The organism is Pseudoalteromonas amylolytica (assembly GCF_001854605.1).
GTDB lineage: Bacteria > Pseudomonadota > Gammaproteobacteria > Enterobacterales > Alteromonadaceae > Pseudoalteromonas > Pseudoalteromonas amylolytica.
This window is the reverse complement of record NZ_MKJU01000025.1, coordinates 417,776-438,759: the sequence shown is the minus strand read 5'-3', so window position 1 is coordinate 438,759 and position 20,984 is coordinate 417,776. Positions and strand designations below refer to the sequence as shown.

General features: G+C 43.5%; 18 protein-coding genes. 9 read left to right on the top strand and 9 right to left on the bottom strand.

The annotated features are described in order from the left end of the window. Positions 1-47 precede the first annotated feature (47 nt). Positions 48-515, bottom strand: coding sequence for a GNAT family N-acetyltransferase (locus tag BET10_RS08455; RefSeq protein WP_070984923.1), 468 nt, complete (start codon positions 513-515; stop codon positions 48-50). Between the two features lie 243 nt (positions 516-758). Beyond that, positions 759-2,534 (bottom strand): aspartate--tRNA ligase, encoded by a 1,776-nt coding sequence (aspS, locus tag BET10_RS08450; RefSeq protein ID WP_070984921.1) that lies wholly within the window; start codon positions 2,532-2,534, stop codon positions 759-761. A 171-nt stretch (positions 2,535-2,705) separates the two neighbouring features. Between aspS and BET10_RS08445 the strand changes: the two genes are divergently transcribed. After that, entirely contained in the window at positions 2,706-3,554 is an 849-nt protein-coding gene (locus BET10_RS08445; RefSeq protein ID WP_083330476.1) for a DUF72 domain-containing protein, read from the top strand. Positions 3,555-3,585: 31 nt separating this feature from the next. On the opposite strand, the gene BET10_RS08440 is transcribed toward BET10_RS08445, so the two are convergent. Beyond that, complete coding sequence (locus BET10_RS08440; RefSeq protein WP_070984917.1) at positions 3,586-3,999, bottom strand: GFA family protein; 414 nt, start codon at positions 3,997-3,999, stop codon at positions 3,586-3,588. A 77-nt stretch (positions 4,000-4,076) separates the two neighbouring features. On the opposite strand from BET10_RS08440, the gene BET10_RS08435 reads away from it, so the two are divergent. Further along, the gene (locus tag BET10_RS08435; protein ID WP_070984915.1) at positions 4,077-4,580 is read left to right on the top strand and encodes a YgjP-like metallopeptidase domain-containing protein; all 504 of its coding nucleotides are present in this window, start codon (positions 4,077-4,079) and stop codon (positions 4,578-4,580) included. On the opposite strand, the gene BET10_RS08430 is transcribed toward BET10_RS08435, so the two are convergent. Both BET10_RS08430 and BET10_RS08425 read right to left on the bottom strand, forming a co-directional pair. Beyond that, positions 4,560-5,831, bottom strand: a complete 1,272-nt coding sequence (locus BET10_RS08430; protein ID WP_070984913.1) for a lipopolysaccharide biosynthesis protein — start codon at positions 5,829-5,831, stop codon at positions 4,560-4,562. The genes BET10_RS08435 and BET10_RS08430 overlap by 21 nt on opposite strands. Positions 5,832-5,846: 15 nt before the next feature. Further along, the gene (locus BET10_RS08425; protein WP_070984911.1) at positions 5,847-6,533 is read right to left on the bottom strand and encodes a DUF3334 family protein; all 687 of its coding nucleotides are present in this window, start codon (positions 6,531-6,533) and stop codon (positions 5,847-5,849) included. A 115-nt stretch (positions 6,534-6,648) separates the two neighbouring features. Between BET10_RS08425 and cmoA the strand changes: the two genes are divergently transcribed. From cmoA to BET10_RS08400, 5 genes are all read left to right on the top strand, one after another. Then, positions 6,649-7,374: a carboxy-S-adenosyl-L-methionine synthase CmoA gene (gene cmoA / locus BET10_RS08420; protein WP_070984909.1), complete on the top strand. Its 726-nt coding sequence runs from the start codon at positions 6,649-6,651 to the stop codon at positions 7,372-7,374. 10 nt (positions 7,375-7,384) lie between these two features. Continuing rightward, entirely contained in the window at positions 7,385-8,353 is a 969-nt protein-coding gene (gene cmoB / locus BET10_RS08415) for a tRNA 5-methoxyuridine(34)/uridine 5-oxyacetic acid(34) synthase CmoB (RefSeq protein WP_070984907.1), read from the top strand. Between the two features lie 164 nt (positions 8,354-8,517). Further along, entirely contained in the window at positions 8,518-9,570 is a 1,053-nt protein-coding gene (gene purM, locus BET10_RS08410) for a phosphoribosylformylglycinamidine cyclo-ligase (RefSeq protein WP_070984905.1), read from the top strand. Then, positions 9,570-10,217: a phosphoribosylglycinamide formyltransferase gene (gene purN / locus BET10_RS08405; protein ID WP_070984903.1), complete on the top strand. Its 648-nt coding sequence runs from the start codon at positions 9,570-9,572 to the stop codon at positions 10,215-10,217. The genes purM and purN overlap by 1 nt, the downstream gene beginning before the upstream one ends. After that, the gene (locus BET10_RS08400) at positions 10,162-10,926 is read left to right on the top strand and encodes a DUF3108 domain-containing protein (RefSeq protein WP_083330475.1); all 765 of its coding nucleotides are present in this window, start codon (positions 10,162-10,164) and stop codon (positions 10,924-10,926) included. Before purN ends, BET10_RS08400 begins: the two co-directional genes overlap by 56 nt. A gap of 60 nt (positions 10,927-10,986) precedes the next feature. Here BET10_RS08400 and BET10_RS08395 read toward each other — a convergent pair whose 3' ends face one another. Continuing rightward, on the bottom strand, positions 10,987-11,751 hold the full coding sequence (locus BET10_RS08395) for a class II glutamine amidotransferase (RefSeq protein ID WP_070984901.1): 765 nt from the start codon (positions 11,749-11,751) through the stop codon (positions 10,987-10,989). A 267-nt stretch (positions 11,752-12,018) separates the two neighbouring features. On the opposite strand from BET10_RS08395, the gene BET10_RS08390 reads away from it, so the two are divergent. Then, on the top strand, positions 12,019-12,678 hold the full coding sequence (locus BET10_RS08390) for a hypothetical protein (RefSeq protein ID WP_070984899.1): 660 nt from the start codon (positions 12,019-12,021) through the stop codon (positions 12,676-12,678). Between the two features lie 94 nt (positions 12,679-12,772). On the opposite strand, the gene BET10_RS08385 is transcribed toward BET10_RS08390, so the two are convergent. Further along, a complete protein-coding gene (locus BET10_RS08385; RefSeq protein ID WP_070984897.1) occupies positions 12,773-14,155 on the bottom strand; it encodes a Na+/H+ antiporter NhaC family protein in 1,383 nt (460 codons plus the stop codon). Between the two features lie 513 nt (positions 14,156-14,668). Between BET10_RS08385 and BET10_RS08380 the strand changes: the two genes are divergently transcribed. After that, positions 14,669-14,905, top strand: coding sequence for a hypothetical protein (locus BET10_RS08380; RefSeq protein WP_070984895.1), 237 nt, complete (start codon positions 14,669-14,671; stop codon positions 14,903-14,905). A gap of 70 nt (positions 14,906-14,975) precedes the next feature. Here the strand turns inward: BET10_RS08380 and topA are convergent, their stop codons facing one another. Together topA and BET10_RS08370 are read right to left on the bottom strand one after the other, a co-directional pair. Then, entirely contained in the window at positions 14,976-17,615 is a 2,640-nt protein-coding gene (topA, locus tag BET10_RS08375; protein WP_070984893.1) for a type I DNA topoisomerase, read from the bottom strand. Positions 17,616-17,859: 244 nt separating this feature from the next. Then, positions 17,860-20,886 carry a hypothetical protein gene (locus BET10_RS08370; protein ID WP_070984891.1) on the bottom strand — a complete coding sequence of 1,009 codons (3,027 nt, stop codon included), beginning with the start codon at positions 20,884-20,886 and terminating at the stop codon, positions 17,860-17,862. Positions 20,887-20,984 lie beyond the last annotated feature (98 nt).

The window sequence follows — 20,984 nt, the reverse complement described above, 5'->3', positions numbered from 1 at the left end:
CAAACATAGACTCTACGGTGTAACTGGCCTAAAAATGTAAGCACTGTTTAAGCAATCACATGTTTCATTTTATGACCACCAGTTACTTCAAACCCATTAGATTTGTAAAACTCTACCGTGCCTTTGTACTGTGGTAATGGTGGTGTGCACAACTCTAACCGCTTCCATCCCTGTTGCTTGGCAAGTTTTACAACCGACTGTAATAACTCCTGTCCAATACCCTTAGAGCGATACTCTGGCATCACATAAAATTCTTGAATAATACCGAATTGACCTTCTGCGTACAGCGAATAGCTTTGGCATACCGATGCAAAGCCAACAATCTGGTCAGCATCAAAGGCTGCCATCACCTGATAAATACCATTGGAAACATAGTTTTTGCATAGATCAATCGCAAGCGGCACATCTACGCTGAAGTGCTTTGTGCCTGTTCGTTCAGTAATTTCATTGGTAAGGCAAACTGCAAGCATCGCAATTTGTTCAGATTTGGTTGAGTCAATAGTTTGGTATTTCATGCGCTCTCTCCTTGTACGCTTATAGAATGTGAAGGCAAAACGTCACCACGCTAAGTCATAACTTGATAACACTTTTCTTATAACAAATATTAATAATGAATTGATGACTAATACAAGTAATATCTAGCAATAAAATAGAACCTTATTTAGGAACATATGTAAACAGTTATTTGTCGTTGGAACCTTGCACAACACAAATAAAAAAGGCGACCTAAAGGCCGCCTTTTTCAACAATCGCAATAATTATTCACTGTCGATTTTTGCTTGTTCAACACTAATCGCAAGTTCTTTAAGGGCATCAGGATTGGCGACGCTTGGCGCATTAGTCATTAAACAAGACGCTTGAGTTGTTTTCGGGAATGCAATGACATCACGGATATTGTCCGTTCCACATAGCAACATCACTAAGCGGTCTAAACCGAACGCTAAACCAGCGTGTGGCGGCGTGCCGTACTTCAATGCATCCAACAAGAAACCAAATTTATCTTGTTGTTCTTGTTCGTTGATCCCTAAGATCCTGAACGCGGCCTGCTGCATCTCATTGTTGTGAATACGCACAGAACCACCACCTACTTCATAACCGTTTAAGACCATGTCGTACGCGTCAGATATTGCAGATGCGGGATTTGCTTCCAATTCTGCCGCTGAAATGTCCTTCGGCGCAGTGAACGGATGGTGTACCGCGTGTAGTGTTCCTTCGTCATCTTCTTCAAACATTGGGAAGTCAACAACCCAAAGCGGTGCCCATTTTTTCAAATCTGTCAGTTCAAGGTCCAAACCAACTTTTAGACGTAAAGCACCCATTGCTTCGTTAACCACGTTGCGCTTGTCAGCACCGAACAGGATAATATCGCCTGTTTGTGCGTTGGTACGCGTTAGTAACGCGTTGATCACTTCTTCATTTAAGAATTTAGCGATTGGTGACTGCACACCTTCTACACCAGCTGCGCGGTCGTTAACTTTCATCCACGCCAGACCTTTCGCACCATAGATGCCAACGAATTTGGTATATTCATCAATTTGCTTGCGTGACAGCGCAGCACCACCTGGTACAGTTAATACTGCGACGCGACCTTTGTCATCGTTTGCAGGGCCGGATAGTACTTTAAACTCAACATCTTTCACTAGATCGGCAACGTCCACCAATTCCATCGGGTTACGTAAATCAGGCTTATCTGAACCAAAACGACGCATCGCTTCGCTGTATGCCATAACTGGGAATGCACCCAAATCAACGTTCAGTAATTCTTGCCACATTTCACGGATCAATTGCTCTGTCACAGCACGTACTTGATCTGAGCTCATGAATGAGGTTTCAATATCAATTTGTGTGAATTCAGGTTGACGGTCAGCACGTAAGTCTTCGTCACGGAAACACTTAACGATTTGGTAGTAACGGTCAAAGCCCGACATCATCAACAACTGTTTAAATAATTGTGGAGACTGAGGCAAAGCGTAAAAACTTCCTTTGTGTACTCGGCTTGGTACCAAATAATCACGCGCACCTTCAGGTGTCGCTTTAGTCAGTACGGGTGTCTCAATATCTAAAAAGTCATTGTTGTCTAAGAAGCGGCGTACAAAGCTGCTGGCCTTGGCGCGTAATTTAATACGGTCGCTCATTTCTAAACGACGTAAGTCAAGATAGCGATATTTTAAACGACGCTCTTCAGAGTTTTGTTGATTAAAATCCAGAGGCAGCGGTTCAGAACGGTTAACAACCGTCAGTCCAGTACCTAAGATCTCAACTTCTCCGGTTGCCATATCTTTATTAACCTGACTGTCAGGACGAGCGCGAACCACTCCCCTAACCTGTACACAGAACTCTTGACGCAACGTGTTTGCTGTGTCCATTAACCCTTCAACTTCTGGGTCAAAAACAACTTGCACTAACCCTTCACGGTCGCGCAGGTCGATAAAAATCAAGCCACCTAGGTCACGGCGTTTATTGATCCAACCGCATAGTTCTACTTCTTGTCCAACATGGCTTTTGTTTAAATTTCCGCAGTATATAGAGCGCATAGTATTCCTGTGTCTCAGTTACACAAGACCGGTAACTGGCATTAAGATGAAAAATTATCGGCGATTATATAAAATTCCTTGTCTGAATGTCATCCTCGATCCGATTTTGTTTCTAAAATTCGTCATCTTTATTACACTGTCGCTATTAGCGGACTTATAAAACTCGATAACATGTTATATCTTGGTTGCCCACAATGGAGCGCAGCTCATTGGAAGGGACGATTTTTCTCTTCCCACTGCCAACACAGCCAAATGCTTCAAGAATATGCACAAATTTTTAATTCTGTTGAGGGTAATACTAGCTTTTATGCCGATCCAAAACCCAGTTCTATTACTAAATGGCGCAATGATGTGCCCGCTGATTTCAAGTTTACGTTTAAAATTCCCAAACGTATTTCTCACGAACTGGCGTTACAAAACTGCCAACGTGAGCTTACTCGTTGGTTAACTCTTTTCGAACCGATTTTTGATAAAGTCGGTCAAGTGATGCTGCAACTGCCCCAAGCCTGTAGCCCACAGTTTTTACCGCTCATCACCGCGTTTTGTGCCCAACTACCAACGGCGCTGCCACTTGGTATTGAAATTCGCCATCTCGCATTTTTCGATAAAGCGGATAACGAGCGCCGATTTAATCAGTTTTTGATTCAAAATCAATACAATAGAATTATGATGGATACACGCCCTCTATTTAGTGAGGCCGCCACAAACGAGGCGATTATTGATGCACAAAGAAAAAAGCCACGCGTGCCGTTACATGTTATTGCCACCAGTAACGCGCCCGTTTTGCGCTATGTTGGCTGTTCTGATTTGCAAGCCAATCGTCAGTTTTATGCACCATGGCTAAAGAAAATTAATCACTGGTTAGATGAAGGCAAAACACCCTACGTCTTTTTTCATACTGCTGATAATTATGATGCGCCGCTGTTGGCCAAGCAATTTATTGAAGATCTTAACCGCCCAGAAGTTAAACTTGGTGAATTCCCAGCACAGCAGCAACCACAGCAAACAAGTTTACTGTGATCAATTTTCCCACTCATGTAGTAACGTGCTATTAGCTTTTACCACGACTAGGCTCAAACCCGTTGTATTGTGGCAACTTAACATCAAGGTCTTCCCAGTTCGCTTTACTGCTTACAAAGTTATGTGACATAGGCCGCTCATCAATGTCTGAATCGAGAATGCCTAGGCGTAAGCGTAGCTTTTGCGGTAAATCCGAGTTTGAACTGAACAATGGACTGGCGCAATTGGCGCAAAAGTGGCGTTTTCTACCTGGCTTAAACTCAAAATGCTTAATTGCATCCTGACCACGAACCACCTGTAGCTCATCACTATTTACAAAACCGTTTGTTGCAAACGCGGTGCCCGTGGACTTTCGACATAATGAGCAATGACAATGAATGATGTCGCTGATCCTACCGGTGATATTCAATTGAACTTTGCCACACAAGCAACTAGCCCTATACATCCCGTTATCCTTGTTGTCGTGTTTATTAATGAATTCGATTATAATAAGCCGCTGTAGCATGTACCAGAATTAAAACCATGAATTTCTCACATTATTTTCTTCAATACCCGGAACACATTCAAACTCAGGTTCAGCAACTGATCACGTCGGGTAAGATAGAGCACTATTTCAAGAACAAGTACCCACATGCTCACCAACTGCAAAGTGAGAAATCATTGTATGAATATACCAATAAGCTAAAACAGCGCTATTTAAAAAATGCGCCCAATTTGAACAGTGTTAGGTATAAAAAGCAGAGTGATTTGGTAAAAAATGCTTTGGGAACGCACACTTTTAAAAGCCATCAACATGGCGGAAAGTTAAAAGCAAAACATGAAATAGCCATTGCAGAGCAATTGAAAAACGCCCCAGAAGCTTTACTTAAGGTACTAGTTGTTCATGAGTTGGCACATTTTAAAGAAAAAGAACACAACAAAGCATTCTATCAATTGTGTTGTCATATGGCGCCTGAATATCATCAGCTAGAGCTAGATTTACGATTATTCCTAGTGCTTCAACAACTACAACTGAGCTTTTATTGACCGCTTGGTCAATCCAAACAATTGCTCAAAATCAAGATAACCATGCTTTATCACCAACCAAGTGCGCAGCACCGCACCCAGCACAAAACCAAAACAAAAGGCCCAAGCGATACCCAACAAGCCAAATTGTGCCTGGCAATACCAAGCAACTATTACCGTAACGGCTGTTGCAAATAACAACACCCATAGATTATAAAGTGGCTCACCTAGTAAATTGATAGTACTGCTAGCACATACCCTCAAAGGGGTGACCAACTGCGCTAGCAACAAAATCAGTAGTAGCGTATGACCGGACTCCATTTCAGGCTCATGGTACAATGCCAGTAAGGGATACGCTGCGATGGCAAGTACAGATACAAACACTAAATTGCACAACCAAAACCAGCGCATGGTCTGAGCTATCTCAGCGCTGTCTGGACGCTCTTTCAGTAGCAGCGGCTTCAATACCATACCAAACGCGTTGGATAATATAGCCATCAACCCAGCAATCACCACTGCAGGATAAAACACACTGACTGCTTTTGGACCTAACCAATGATGTACAAGCAGTACATCAAGTTTAGCGACCAGAGCAACACCCGCCCCACTTGCAAGCAACCGCAACGATGATTTACACCAATGCTTGGTTTGATACGCCGGTTGGTCTTTTTTCAGCAGCGGGAATATCAATGCGAACTGTAGTACCACCACAATACTGATGCTGGCTATCAGTGCTTGGCAGACCATTTCAAGGTGTAATGGTCCATGGCTAAAATACAAATATGCGCAACTAGCAGCTGTAAATATTTCAAACAGTGACTGCTGTGTCAGCAAGCCGCGCCGCTTGGCATCAAGCGCAATTAAAAATGTTGCCTGACACTGCATAAGAGCTCCAAGAGGAACTATTAAAACTAGGTACTCTAAATGCTCATTTGCCAGTTGGTGAGGAGAAAATAGCGCGTAGCCAAACAGCACAATGGCAGCAAAAATAAGCCCAAAGCTCAATGCAACTGCTAAGTAAACTCGTTTTAGCCCTTGTAACAATGCATGTTGCTGGCTTTTAAACAAAGGATGCGCAATACGCATAAGCGATGACGCAAAGCCCATGCTAGCAGGTAAAAGAAGCACTTCGCATAGTGCGAGTAAGGCGGCAAACGTGCCAAAATGTTCGGCCCCCATAAAACGGGCCAACAGCAAAGTCATAATAACTCTGCTGACATGGTTGAGCCCCGTAAAGGTGCCGAGTGATAGAACGTGCTTTAAAACATCCATGTTGGGTGAATAACTCTACAGACCTAACTCCGACATAAAATCGTCATCTGCTACATCCGCATCATCTGCTGCCTGCTTCTTGCTCTGGTCTTCATTTTTTGAAGCCTGGCGTTCTATGATCGTATCTGGGTCTACCGATTCGGCGATATCAAAGTCATGTAGTTTGATAAACTCGGTTTTATCCATCGCCAGCTCTAGGTAGAAAATATTTTGATTCTGAGTGGTAAAAGTAACTCGACGCGCTTGTGGGCGGTCCATCGTGGTATCTACAGAGATCTGTACCTGCTTGTTAATCGCCATCATCTTCGGCTGATTTTGGGTGATTGACGTATGCAACTGTTCACGTACTTTGCTGGTGAAATCCCCTACAATTTGGTTCATCAACTCACCCATCACATTGGATACATCATCAGACAAGTGACTATTCGCGATCTCATCTTCTGGCATACCCATGCTGCGCATGTAGTCTTGGTAGATTTCCATCGCCGCTTGTGCTGTAAAGTTGGTCACGACAAGGCCTGTAAACCCACCATCAAACAATACAAAACACCCAATGTCAGGGCGCATACACGTACGGGTAATTTTTTGCACCATCGCTGAATATGCTATTTGATTGCCACTTGCCGAAGAGAGGACCTCGGTCACAGAACGACACAAAGTTGATAATATGTCTTCAGTACTAACTACTTTATTTCTCGCCATTATTTGTCTCTTTTTTACTTCTTATCATTAATAGTAGCCAAGCTACTCAATTTATCACTGACTATCCAGCATAAAATGGTAAAATAGCACGATTATTTGGTAAGAGAGATAAAATGTGACTGGCAAAGACAGTATTTATGCCACTGAGCAACAGGTAAAAGATTTCAGCTTTGACGCCAATGTCGTTGAAGTGTTTCCGGATATGATACAACGCTCAGTCCCAGGGTACGCCACGATTGTAAGCACCATGGGTAAACTAGCTGGGCAATTCGCTCAAAGTAACTCAAATTTATATGATCTTGGCTGTTCTTTAGGCGCTGTAACGCTGAGTATGCGCCGCAACATCGCAAAGGAAAATTGCCAGATCATCGCTGTGGATAACTCACAAGCTATGGTCGAGCGCTGTAAAATGCATCTTGGTGGCTTCAAATCTGATGTGCCTGTGGATGTGCAACTTGGTGATATCAATGAGCTTGAGATTAGCAACGCCAGTGTTGTTGCCATGAACTTTACCCTGCAATTTATCCCACAAGAGCAGCGTTTAGCGGTTTTACAAAATATTTATAACGGCCTTAAACCGGGTGGTATCTTGTTATTAAGTGAAAAAATCAAAGGTGAAAATGACGAGCAAGATAACTTGCTGATCGACTTACATCATGATTTTAAGCGCCACAATGGCTATTCTGAGCTAGAAATTAGCCAAAAACGCACTGCGATTGAAAATGTCATGCGCCCTGATAACTTGAGCACACATTTAACTCGATTAAGTGACATTGGTTTTAAGCAAACACAGGTTTGGTATCAGTGTTTTAACTTTTGTTCAATAATAGCGATTAAGTAACGGAGAAAAGATGAACAACTGGTTTACCGACTTTTATGCAGCCATCGCAAAAAACCAACTGAGCCATTGGCTAAATACCCTGCCAGCTCAGCTTACGCACTGGCAAAATGAGGCACAGCACGGTGACTGGCCACAATGGGAAAAGGTTTTGAAAAACCTGCCAGAATCAAATACTCAGCACATTAATATTGTTGATAAAGTTGAGTTTGGCCTTGCAGATGAGCTTTCTGAGGGTCACAAAAAGCAGCTCTCTCATTTGCTTACGCGTATGATGCCATGGCGTAAAGGCCCATTTCATATCCATGGTATTCATATTGATACTGAATGGCGTAGCGACTGGAAATGGGATAGGCTACTGCCACATATCAGTAACTTGCATGGTCGAACCGTTTTGGATATTGGTTGTGGTTCTGGTTATCACTTATGGCGTATGCGTGGTGCTGGCGCTGAGTTTGTGGTGGGCATAGACCCATCGGATCTATTTTTATCTCAGTTTCAGGCTATCAAACACTTCAATCCCGACCCTAACGTGCACCTGCTGCCACTGGGTGTAGAGCAACTGCCACAGCTAAAAGCGTTTGATACGGTGTTTTCTATGGGCGTACTGTATCATCGCCGCTCACCGATAGATTTTCTATCACAGCTTAAAGCGCAACTTCGTGCAGGTGGAGAACTAGTACTTGAAACGCTTGTTATCGAAGGCGACGTCAATACGGTGTTAGTGCCAACTGATCGCTACGCAAAAATGCGCAATGTCTGGTTTATTCCAAGCACTGCTGCACTAACTTTATGGCTTGAACGTGTCGGTTTCAAAGACATCAAAGTGGTAAATGAAGACATTACATCTGTTGATGAGCAACGTCGTACCCCTTGGATGCAAACGGAATCGTTGGCTGACTTTTTAGACCCTAATGACATCACTAAAACCATTGAAGGCTACCCTGCGCCACTGCGCGCTATTCTAACTGCCAAGGCCTAAGGTTCGTAGTAACTCTGTGCAGGGATTTCCTCCAGCATTCCCTGCACACACTGCTAATTTTTTCCACATGCGATTAAGTGATATTTCAACTAGCCCCATATGGGCAATTGTTGTAAAATACGCGCGTTTCTAAGCAACCCATAAAGCAATTTTGAGGAAAACCTGTGAGCGAACAAAAACAGTCTCTTAGCTACAAAGACGCAGGCGTAGATATCGATGCGGGTAACGCATTGGTAGAGCGCATAAAAGGCGTAGTGAAAAAAACTCGTCGTCCAGAAGTAATGGGCGGAATTGGTGGTTTTGGTGCACTATGCGAACTTCCAACTGGTTACAAAGAGCCTGTATTAGTTGCTGGCACAGATGGTGTGGGCACTAAACTTCGCCTCGCTATCGATTTGAAAAAACACGATACGGTAGGTATCGATCTCGTTGCAATGTGTGTAAATGACCTAATCGTCCAAGGTGCTGAACCCCTATTTTTCTTGGACTACTACGCAACTGGTAAACTAGATGTTGACGTAGCAGCCGATGTCGTAACAGGTATTGGTACAGGCTGTGAATTGTCGGGTTGTGCGCTAATCGGTGGCGAAACTGCTGAAATGCCAGGCATGTATGAAGGCGATGATTACGATATCGCTGGGTTTTGTACTGGTGTGGTTGAAAAGTCAAAAATCATTGATGGCACCAAAGTTGCCGCAGGTGATCAGCTGATCGCTTTGGCTTCAAGTGGTCCACATTCAAATGGCTATTCACTTATCCGTAAAGTATTAGAAGTATCAGGCGCTGATACAAACGCTCAGTTTGAAGGTAAAACCTTAGGTGAGCACCTATTGGAACCTACTCGCATCTACGTTAAATCAATCTTAGAACTGCTTAAAGATGTAGACGTTCATGCACTATCGCACATCACAGGCGGTGGCTTCTGGGAGAATATTCCTCGTGTATTACCTGAGTCAGCCAAAGCCGTTGTTAAAGGCGACAGTTGGCAATGGCCTGCTATTTTCAACTGGCTACAAGAAAACGGCAACATCAGTACCCACGAAATGTATCGCACATTCAACTGTGGTGTTGGCATGATCTTAGTTGTTCCAGCTGATAAACTAACACAAAGCCTTGAAATATTAACCGCGCAGGGCGAGCAAGCTTGGCATATTGGCGAAATTCAAGATGCTGTTGCAGGTGAAGAGCAAGTTGAGATTTTAGGTGGTAAGGCCTAATGTCAAACACTCGCTTAGTAGTATTGATCTCTGGTAGTGGTTCAAACCTGCAAGCCATCATAGATGCCTGTCAGAGCAATCAAATAAAAGGCGAGGTAGTTGCTGTTATCAGTAACAAAGAACAAGCTTATGGCTTAACACGTGCCGCTAATGCGGGCATTGAAACCAAAGTGTTAAGTCATAAAGCATTCGCTACACGTGAAGATTATGACGTCGAATTGGCCTCTTTAATCGACTCTTTTAATCCAGATTTAGTTGTATTAGCTGGATTTATGCGTATTCTAACTCCTAGCTTAGTGCAAAAATTTAAAGGGAAAATGTTGAACATTCACCCTTCTTTGTTGCCTAAGTACCAAGGGCTGAACACCCATCAAAGAGCGATAGATGCAAAGGACGACGTACACGGTGTTAGCGTACACTTTGTAACGGAAGAGCTGGACGGTGGTCCGGTGGTATTACAAGCAAAGGTTCCTATCTTAGCTGACGATACCGCACAAACACTGGCACAGCGGGTTCACGAACAAGAACATATTATCTATCCCTTGGTGGTCCAGTGGTTCAGCGAACACAGACTAACTATGGAAGCAGATTATGCCGTTTTTGATAACCAACCCCTTCCAGCCCAAGGCGCAACCTACCCAGAATAATAAAATATGCGCTTGGCTACTTGGCTTAAGCGCTATTTTCTCTTGCTCTATCATTGCCAACCCGCTTGTTTCTTATAATGCTGAATATCAGGTGTCTCGCAAAGGCTCGGTAAAAGGTACCGCCGTTCGCGAGCTGAAATTACTTGATCAAAATACCTATCAATTGAAATATCAAAGTGACATCGATATTTTCATTTTCTCCGATGAGCGTGAAGAAGTATCAACATTTACCTTAAAAGATGGGAAGGCGGTTCCGCTCAGCTATAGCATGGTGCGTACAGGTACCGGTAGAGATATCAATCAACACATCACCTTCGATCACAAAAACCAATTGATCACCTCGAGTAATGAAAAATATCCGCTAGATGTAAAATGGATAGCCGATCAGCAGGATTTACTCACTTATCAGCTACAATTGCGTCAAGAGCTCAAGGCCGGTAAACAAAAGTTCAGCTACCCAATCATCGATAATAAAGGCAATCAACGCATTTATAACTTTGTGGTAGACGGCGCAGAAACCATTACCTTGCCCGTTGGCAATGTTGAAACGGTGCGAATTAAGCGTTTATACGACAACGACAAACGTCAAGCAACCGTTTGGCTAGCACCTGAATACGACTACATGGTGGTCAAAATGTATAAAGGTAAAGAAGGGGTTGAGCAATTCCAAGTTCAGCTAACTAAATACGAAAAACAAACAACGATGTAAACAACATGGGTAGCAGCATGAACGCTATGCTACCCAGTTTCCAAAACCTCAGTGGGAATGCTAGATTTTCTCACCCATTTTAAACAACACAAACTCCCCTTCCTGCATTTTTTGCCACTGCTCATCGTTGGTCAAAGGGCGAGTGGTTATCACGGTGACCACGTCATTAGGTGTCGTTTCTTTTTGAAAGTCCACTACCATGTCCGCGTCAATCAATGTTGCTTTTCCAAAAGGTGCACGGCGAGTGATCCAATGTAAATTGTTAGTACAATACGCCAATACATAAACGCCATCAGTTAGTAGCATATTGAATACTCCTTTGGCCCGTAGCGTATCGGCAAGCTTAGCTGCATAACGAAACACCGAGGCCATGTTTGAAGGGCGTTTAGGATATTTCTGGCGGATCTTGTCTAACAACCAGCAAAAGGCCAGTTCACTGTCGGTGTTACCCACTGGGCGATAAAATTCAGGTTTCAAATCGTTATAGTTAGATAGCTGCCCATTGTGCGCATAAGTAATTTCTCGCCCCCATAGCTCCCTGGTAAATGGATGGGTGTTTTCCAAACACACACGACCACGATTACCCTGTCGGATATGACTTATCACCGACACACTTTTTATTGGGTAGGCTTTAACCAGCTTAGCAATTTCTGACTGACAGCTTGGTTCTGGGTCTTTAAAGGTTCGACATCCCTTTCCTTCATAAAAGGTAATTCCCCAACCATCTTTATGAGGCCCGGTATTCCCCCCACGCTCCAAAAGGCCTGAAAAACTAAAACAGATATCTGTTGGGACGTTCGCCGACATGCCCAATAACTCACACATTAAATAAAACCTCTTTTAAATAGTGGAAACACCATCGTATTGACTAAACATACCTATGTTTTGGATGGTGCTATGGTTACGATTACTTTTTCTTATGTGTAACCCCTGTTGGCATTATGTCTCACTCACACACCTTCGTAAACAAGGCGGTCTATTTAATCGTATTGAGCGGTGCCGTCCTTTATTCAGTATTTATAACTTCACAATATTGACTACAAGTGTAATCTATAGCAACATAGGATTACAAACGTAATCAAATGGCAGATCATGAAAGCACTTTTCCCCCTATTACTGGCATTGCTAATAGCTGCTTGCCAAAGCCCAGTTATCCATATTTACTCGCGTGATTTATCGCAGGCACAACATGCAAAAATACAAGCCCTTCTTGAAATTGAAAAAGTTCGCTATCAATTTACTAATTTGCAATCACCAGAACGATACAATCAACCGAGTTTGCTATATCACCCACAAGATAGTGATCAAACACTCATCAGTGCCGTTGAACGCGTAGTGAAAGGAATGGGTTATGAGGGCTTAAGCATTCAGGTGTTTAGCAAAGATAATCACTATTATACGCAAGGTAATATGGGATTATACTTCCCTACCAAGATGCGTGAAGTTGTAGTGCCTGACTTATTGTTTACGCACGAATGCGCCGATATTGATATGCAAATTCAAATGAAACACACTGGTCAATGGGTAGCGCGTAATCAAACGGACCTCAAAGGTAAATGGCAATACATTGAACCGTATTTAACCTTGCTTTGGTTCGATGGCGCTGGAATGGTACAGCAAGCATATCAGGGTAAAACTCACACAGTAACCACCAAGCTGGGACAGAGAAATGCTGTAACTTTCTCTGCCCTCGGTCATCGTAGTTATCCACTTCCCATACTCAATTGTGATTTGCAGGCGGTTTTTATGTAATGTGCCTTATCAGATCAGTTAAGTGACAAGCAGATTAGATAAGCAAACCGCCATCTAACAAATTATGGGCACCTTAAAGATGCCCTTTGTAGCTTTAAGCCATCAACAAGAAACCGATAAACGCTATCACCGCTGCAATGAGTGCATACGGTAATTGTGTCACCGCATGGCTAATCAAATTACAGCCTGAGCCTTGCGCTGCTAACACCGTGGAATCAGAGTAAAAGCACGCTTGACTACCAAAAGAAGATGCCGACAGCAATGCGCCGATTACTAGCGCCGTGTTTGCTTCAACCGCCACGGCTAACGGCATTACAATTGGGATCGTAACAGCAAAAATTCCCCAGCTCGACCCTGTAGCAAACGCTAGAATCGCCATCGATAAAAATACCATTGCAGGTAGTAACTGCGCAGTCATATATGGACTGAGCGAATTGATCACATACTGAGGCAGCATTAACTGATCGCACACATCTTTAAAGATAAATGCGGCGATAACCGTGCCAATTGCTGGCAACATGCATTTAAAACCATCGATCATCTGCTCAAGCATGTCAGCAAGAGGCATTAGTCTTTGTGCTAAGTAAAACGGAACTGTAACCGCCAATGTCGCTAGCAAACCTTTCCATACATCAATATCAAAGTACACCGTAAATGCCACAAGTAAACCGATAGGCAACAAAAAGTTATAAAGCTTACCTTGCTCATCTGCATGCTCGAACTCCTGCTCTATCGCCTTTGCAGCATAGTCGTCTGGTGTGTGTACGTCAGTCAAGTCTACTTGCTCCAAAGCAGGCAGCCCTTGACGCGCGGCAAGTTCCGCACGCTTCATCGGCCCAAATAGAGGGATGATACCCAGAGCAACGAGTGGCACCATGATCACGGCAACCCAAGCATACAGCATGTAAGGTATCGCCTGCATATAAGTGGTTATGCCCAGCCCTTGCTCCGCAACCCCGTTGTCGACCAACAACCCACCAAAAAACACCGCCCATGTAGACAGTGGGACCAGCACGCAAATTGGCGCGGCTGTTGAGTCCACCACATAGGCCAGCATTTCACGAGAGATCTTGAATTTATCAGTGACTCTGCGCATGGTTTCGCCAACCGTTAGCGCGTTTAAGTAATCATCAATAAAGATAACAACCCCTAAAAGGTAAGTCATTAATAGTGAAGACTTACGCCCTTTAGCCATTTTTAATGCATTGCGACCAAAGGCCAGCGCGCCACCTGTACGTACTAACAACGCGATAAGCGCGCCAAAGCTGCCGCATACTAGGATTAGCCAGCCAATGGTCTCATCTGCCATCACTTTGAGCGACGCATCGGCAAAATTGGGTAAAATAGTTCCCACATCTACTAACGCCAAACCCACCAAGGCACCAATAACAAGCGCTAAAATCGGTCTGCGTAGCAAAATGGCAAGGGTTAAAACAACGATAGGTGGAATTACACTAATAACACTAGGCTCTGTCATTCAAAATCATCCCAATATTATGACTACAGTAAAAAACAATGGCCGCTACGTATTGTGAGCGAGTATCTGCTTAATATTGGGTTGACCAGTGATTAGTATGGCCCTTCTTGAAACATCAGCGAGAAAATAAACAGTAATTCATTTTTCGTCAATTTCTTTTTTCTGCTGACATTGAGTTGCCAAGTATGGCTGCTGCTGAAAATAAAAACTATTGCAGCAAGCAAATTAATAAAAGTGTTCTTCATATCGATTTGCTTCTAGAGAGATATTGTTTTTCCCATGTTGTCGAAGTGCTGAGTCTAGAGAGGATTTCTCATGTTAAATCAAAATATTAGCCATAGATATATGTCAGCAGCTAATGTCAACCAAGCCACAATTTTACACTATTGCGATTCATTCAATACGGGAAAGCTAACATCACTTTATTTACTCTTTACGAGAAAATTTTTTCGTTGTTCAACATTAAGTTTTTAGTTTAAAAAGTGCATGTCCAATTAACTTAAGGCAAAAACAATGAAAAAAACACTTCTTGGTATGGTAGCAGCATTCACTTTCGTTGCTACAAGCAGCTTCGCTGACGAGAAAACAGTTGCACCTCAAGAGCTAGTACAAGAGTTTACGCAAATGTGCTTAGAGTGGGCAAATGACGATGGCGTAGACGCACAAGATCTTAAAAAATACGTATTAGATTGCGTGAATGAAGAACTAACAAGCAACAGCTATCAAACAGTAAGTAGTGTTGATATCTGATCTCAGATTTTTATGTCTGCACACCTCATTCAGACTTCACTAAAAAGCCGGGTTTCCCCGGCTTTTTTTATTACTTTTTCTTCTTCGATGCTTTGGTTTCAATCACCCACTTTCCACCTTCATATGTGGCTTTCCAGCCGGTGGCTTTACCATCAACCTCAGTCATAACGTACTGAGTTTTGGTTTTTCGTGAGTAACGCACAACAGCTAGATTAGCATCGTCATCTTGTTCTGGTGCATCTGCTAAATAATGGAACTTAGGAGATATTCTATCTTTGAAACGCTTCAGTTCAGCCACTTTTGGTGCCCGAGTTTCTCTCGATTTCGGGAACGTATGAGCGGCTAAGAAAATACCTGACGCGCCATCACGTAACACAAAGTATGCGTCTGACTTTTCACATTCCAGCTCTGGTAAGTGAACAGGATCTTCCTTCGGTGGCGCAGGCTCACCATTTTTAAGTAGCTTACGAGTATTTTTACACGCTTCATTGCTACAACCAAAATACTTACCAAAACGACCCGACTTAAGCTCCATATCTGAGCCACACTTATCGCACTCAATGATAGGACCGTCGTAGCCTTTAATCTTAAATGTTCCCTTTTCAACCACATAGCCTTTACATGCAGGGTTATTACCACATACATGCAACTTACGCGTTTCGTCAATTAGGTATGAATCCATCGCCGTTTCACAAATTGGGCAACGCTTCATCTGCATTAAAGTTTCAGTTTCAACGTCTTCAACATCAGCTGCAATGGCCTCATCACCTGACACCAAGTTCATGGTTGTCGTACAACGCTCTTTTGGTGGCAGGTTGTATCCTGTGCAACCAAGAAACACGCCCGTAGACGCGGTACGAATACCCATCTTGCGACTACAGGTCGGACAATCAATATCCGTCTCAACCATCATGTTTTGACGCATGCCACCTTCAGCTTCATCGCCGGAGGCAACTTCAAGCTGTTTTGAAAAGTCAGCGTAAAACTTATCTAGCACCTGAGTCCAAACTCGCTCACCTTCGGCGATATCATCGAGTCTATCTTCCATCTTGGCCGTAAAGTCAAAGTTCATCAGATCATTAAAATTCTCAACTAAACGATCGGTTACGATCTCGCCCATTTTCTCTGCAAAGAAACGGCGATTTTCAACTCGTACATACCCTCTGTCCTGAATCGTTGAGATAATCGAAGCATAGGTAGAAGGACGACCTATTCCTCTTTTTTCAAGCTCTTTTACAAGGCTAGCTTCACTGAATCGAGCTGGTGGCTTGGTAAAGTGCTGTTTAGGATCCAGCGCCACCAAATCAATCGCATCACCTTCTTTAACAGCTGGTAATGACTGTTCTTCTTCATTTTTCTTGCGCACAGAAGGTTGCACTTTAGTCCAACCATCAAAACGCATTACGCGACCTTTAGCCTTTAACGTATAATCCTCCGCTGCCACAGTCAGCGTTGTCAGGTCATACTCTGCTGGTGTCATTTGACAGGCGACAAATTGTCGCCAGATAAGCTCATACAGCTTCTTGGCATCCGCATCTACCCCTTCAACATGGCCCGACAAAACATTCACATCCGATGGACGTATTGCTTCGTGCGCTTCTTGAGCGTTTTCTTTTGCGCTGTATTTTATTGGGTTGGCAGGTAAATACTTATCACCAAACTGCGAGCCGATATAATCGCGACACATAGCAACCGCATCGTTTGATAGATTGGTTGAATCGGTACGCATATAGGTGATGTAACCGGCTTCATATAGACGTTGAGCCAACATCATGGTTTTCTTCACACCATAACCTAAACGCGTACTGGCAGCTTGTTGCATAGTGGAGGTAATAAACGGCGCGCTAGGCTTACTCTTACTTGGCTTTTCTTCAACCTTTACAACACGGTAAGTACTCTTCTCCAGCTCAGCAACAGCTTGCATGGTTTGCGCTTCATTAACTGGCTTGAAGGCATTACCCTGATACTTTGTAACCTCTAAGCGGATTGGTTGCTTAGCTGCGGTTACATCTGCGTGAATATCCCAAAACTCTTCAGGAACAAAGGCTTTAATTTCTCTTTCACGCTCTACCAGCAATCGTACCGCAACTGACTGTACTCGCCCTGCCGACAAGCCTCTGGCTACTTTTTGCCAAAGTAATGGAGACACCATAAAGCCAACAACTCGGTCTAGAAAACGACGAGCCTGTTGCGCATAAACCATGTCAGTGTTTAATTGCCCTGGGGTTTCAAATGCCTGTTGAATTGCGTTTTTGGTAATTTCGTTAAACACCACACGCTTGTATTTGTCTGGCTCGCCACCAATGATCTGTTCAAGGTGCCACGCAATGGCCTCCCCCTCTCTATCCAAATCGGTTGCCAGATAAATGTGGTCAGCATTTTCTGCGAGCTTCTTTAATTCTTGTACCACCTTTTCTTTGCCTGGCAGTACTTCATAGTGGGGTTCCCAGCCTTTTTCTGGGTCAATACCCATACGCGCAACGAGATTCGCGTAATCTTTATTCTTCTTATATATGGCTTTTTCTTCAGGAGACATCTTTCTTACTTCGGCTGGACTTTTAGTAGCCAAGCCTTTTGTCTTTCCTGCACCGGAAGTTGGCAAGTCACGCACATGTCCAACACTGGATTTTACGATATAGTCCTTACCTAAGTATTTATTAATTGTTTTTGCCTTTGCGGGAGACTCTACAATTACTAGCGATTTGCCCATAGCTGCCTATTTTTGACCCATTCTTGTCTGAGTTTTTGCCCGTCTCGGGCGATTAATATTTATAGGTATATCTACAAACACCTATTGTTACAAGCTTTAAATACAATCTTTTAGCTGATTAATGATTAATTACACAATTACTGTTGCTATTTTAAGCAAAAAGTACAAAGCCAAATTTAAGCAGCGCAATATAAAGGAATCAGTACAAAAATGCCAACCCGAAGGTTGGCATTTTTAAGTCTCATTACCCTGCGTCTCTGACTGTCAGCCTTGCGCCTGTTGTCTCCCCAGCAGGCGTTGTAAACACAATTGAAACTTCACCTTCGGCCTTTTGGTTAGCCTCTATCTCATTGGCAATGCTGAATTTAATCATTGAGGCGCTTTTTTGCGACGAATTCGACACTTCATAGCTCGTGCCACCGGTATATAACCCGTTATCAGCGCTAACTTGGATCTCAGTGCCTTTTGGCAACGGATTATTATTTATATCGCTGAAATATAGGAATACTTCAACACTCCCTATTGTCGTAGAGGTATCAAAATTAACTTCCTTAACATCACAGAGCCCATCTAACTCTGAGGACTCAAGCTCCAGTGCTGTCACGCCATCTATTACTAGATCACTACAATCTTGCGGTATCGTGTGATCGTTGGCCAAATTTGCATCTTTTGCCACTACAAAACGGAAATATGCTCGACTACCTGACATAATAATTTCGGCGCTATCAAATACATCAATAATGGACTTGCTACATGCCCCCGCTTGCTGTTGTGCAACGGTACAACTCAACCCATTGTATTTTCTATCTTTATCAGTAAAGCTTCCATCGCCATTACCATCCCACAACTTTTCGAAATGGCCCGCATTAGTACTTAACGGCGAGCAAGGGTTTGAATCACTGTTTGGTAAGCAATTTATGCCTTCATAGCTACCATTTTCGTTGTCATCACGAAATGCCTCGGGTACATCGTAAACCAAGCTAAACTCGTTCTCATCAAACAAACCATTACCGTTAACATCGTTGAAGTTTTCTTCGCCGTCGGTGATGGCAATCAGGGTCGCACGACCAGCTAAAGGTACACCATCTTCATGTACCGAAGCGTCGAGAATGCCATAAGTACAGGGTGCGTAGCTCCCAAAGTATAAATCACAGTTACGCGTCGCTTCTAACTCGATGGTGCTTAACTGATTATTACCTACATTTAAAATTTGCTGATGACTCGGCGCAGAATTTCCCTGGCCGACTAAATACGACTTTTTGGCTTTATAAAGTAACTTGGGATTAAATGAGCCAATTTCGTTGCCCCAGTATTTTTCCGAGCAGCCAACCTGATTTGGCTGACTACAATCAATTGGACTACGAGGGTCACTCGCAGGCTTATTGGTAACAAATGGGATTACATTTTGGCTCACCCAAGTTGCACGACACCGACCATCTGTGGTTTCACATTCTAACTCTGCATTAAACTGCGTGCCATCAACGGTGCCAACCGCACCACCTTCAGCGCTGATATACACTTTTGTACCATCGTGCACAAAGTTACCGTATCTGTCAGCCACATTAACAACAATTGGCACTTCTTTATTACTAAAGCTAAGCGTTTCTGTATTAACAGTCTCGACAGACAATGACATCGTAGAGTTTACTGGTAAGCCACTTGTTACACTTAAACGGCTTGATACCGACATAATAGCTTCATCTTGAGGCACTAATGTGATCACGCCACTAGGACAATCATCCGGCCTCGATGAAGACGTGCATTCGTCAAAACGTTCCTGCCAACAGGTTACTTCATCATTACTACTACTTGGGATCAGTTCATTGGGAATAAAACAAGCCTGTACCACAAAGCTAGACGAGACATTACCTGAGCTAACAATAACCTTCGCTTCTCCCAATGAGTCTGTGCGTACACTCTGTGGCACGAGCGTTGCGTCGCTGTGTTTTGCTCTGAGTCTGAAATCTAACCGCTGATTTGCTGCACCACCACTTAGGCTGTTAATAAGTTTGAAGGTCAACTCAGATGACTCCTTTCGCAGCGGCCCACCAGTACCTCGAAGCGCTAAAAGACTCTCAGATGCATCAACAAATTCAATTGCTTGTGGTTTGGCCGGTGACACAGGAATGACAACCTGTTGCGTTTCCGAATTGCCACCTTTTGAAATGGTCACAGAAACCGTATCGCCTGTTGCAATATCACACCCTAGGTTTTTGTATGTTGAATAGGCAATACCGCCGACGCTGGTAGCATTACCATCTACTTGCGCTTTGTCGCTCTCTGCACATCCAGAAGAAAATGCCACATCTAAAGGGGCCGTAACAAAGTCGCCATTTTGATCTCTGATCTCAACTGTTAACAATGTGGTTTCACCTGCGCCTAACGCAATGGTATTGCCATCAGAGTCTTTACGAAGACCGTTATCGATGGTCAGTGACAGATCTTCAGCACCACTGGTAAATGCAAACTCAGCCTCGACATCATTGAAGCTGGCTTTAAGTTGTCCTGCGCCGCCTTGCAAAGGTGGGCGATACTTAAACAATGCAAAGCCAAAGTTGTCGGTTACACTCTTCTCACCCGATAAAATCGTACCTATATCCGCTTCCAACTCTACGAGTACGCCTGAAATGCCAAGCCCAGATTTAGTGCTAGCCACGCCCACCAACACATCAACTTCTTGAATCGCATCAATCTTGTTGGTGGCAGTACACTCTAAAGCCAACTCATCTAATGGCGTTGTATCTCGCTGACTTTCCCAACTTGCTGGGCAGTCTGCCAATACCTTCATTGTTAACTTGGTGCTATCTTCTTGCGCGTTAGCCTCATCGCCAGATGAGTAAAATACTGATTTATCGGTATGAGTTTCGTTTTCAGAATCCGTGTAGGTTGCAGTGACTTCGCCCCAGCCTCGGTTTTCTCCACTGGCTATGGTAATTGAGGCGATACCAGCTGAATTGGTCGCTCCTGTACCGGTCTCAGGGCTCAATCTACCCGCATGGAGCAAGTTAAACTGAATTAATTTCCCCGTGATTGGTTCATCTCCTTTGGTCAGCGTTGCTGTAACAGTACCAGTACGGCTCTGCGAAATGGGGTTGTTTTCATCAAGTGTATTTCCGTCGCTATCAGCCACTTGAATTGTCAATACAATTTCACCCGTTTGATCGGTTGTATTGTCCGTACCATCCGTACTTTTCTCGATTGAACCACCGCCACCACATGCGGTCAGTAGTAAACTCAGCATCGTAATGCTTAACCAGCGCATCAAAGGCATTAACCCCTCTCCCTAGCACAATTTTGAAGTTAAATTTTTCCTCATACTACCTTAGAAAGCGCTCAAAAATCACAGTTTTTTCGTATTTTCTCACCGAT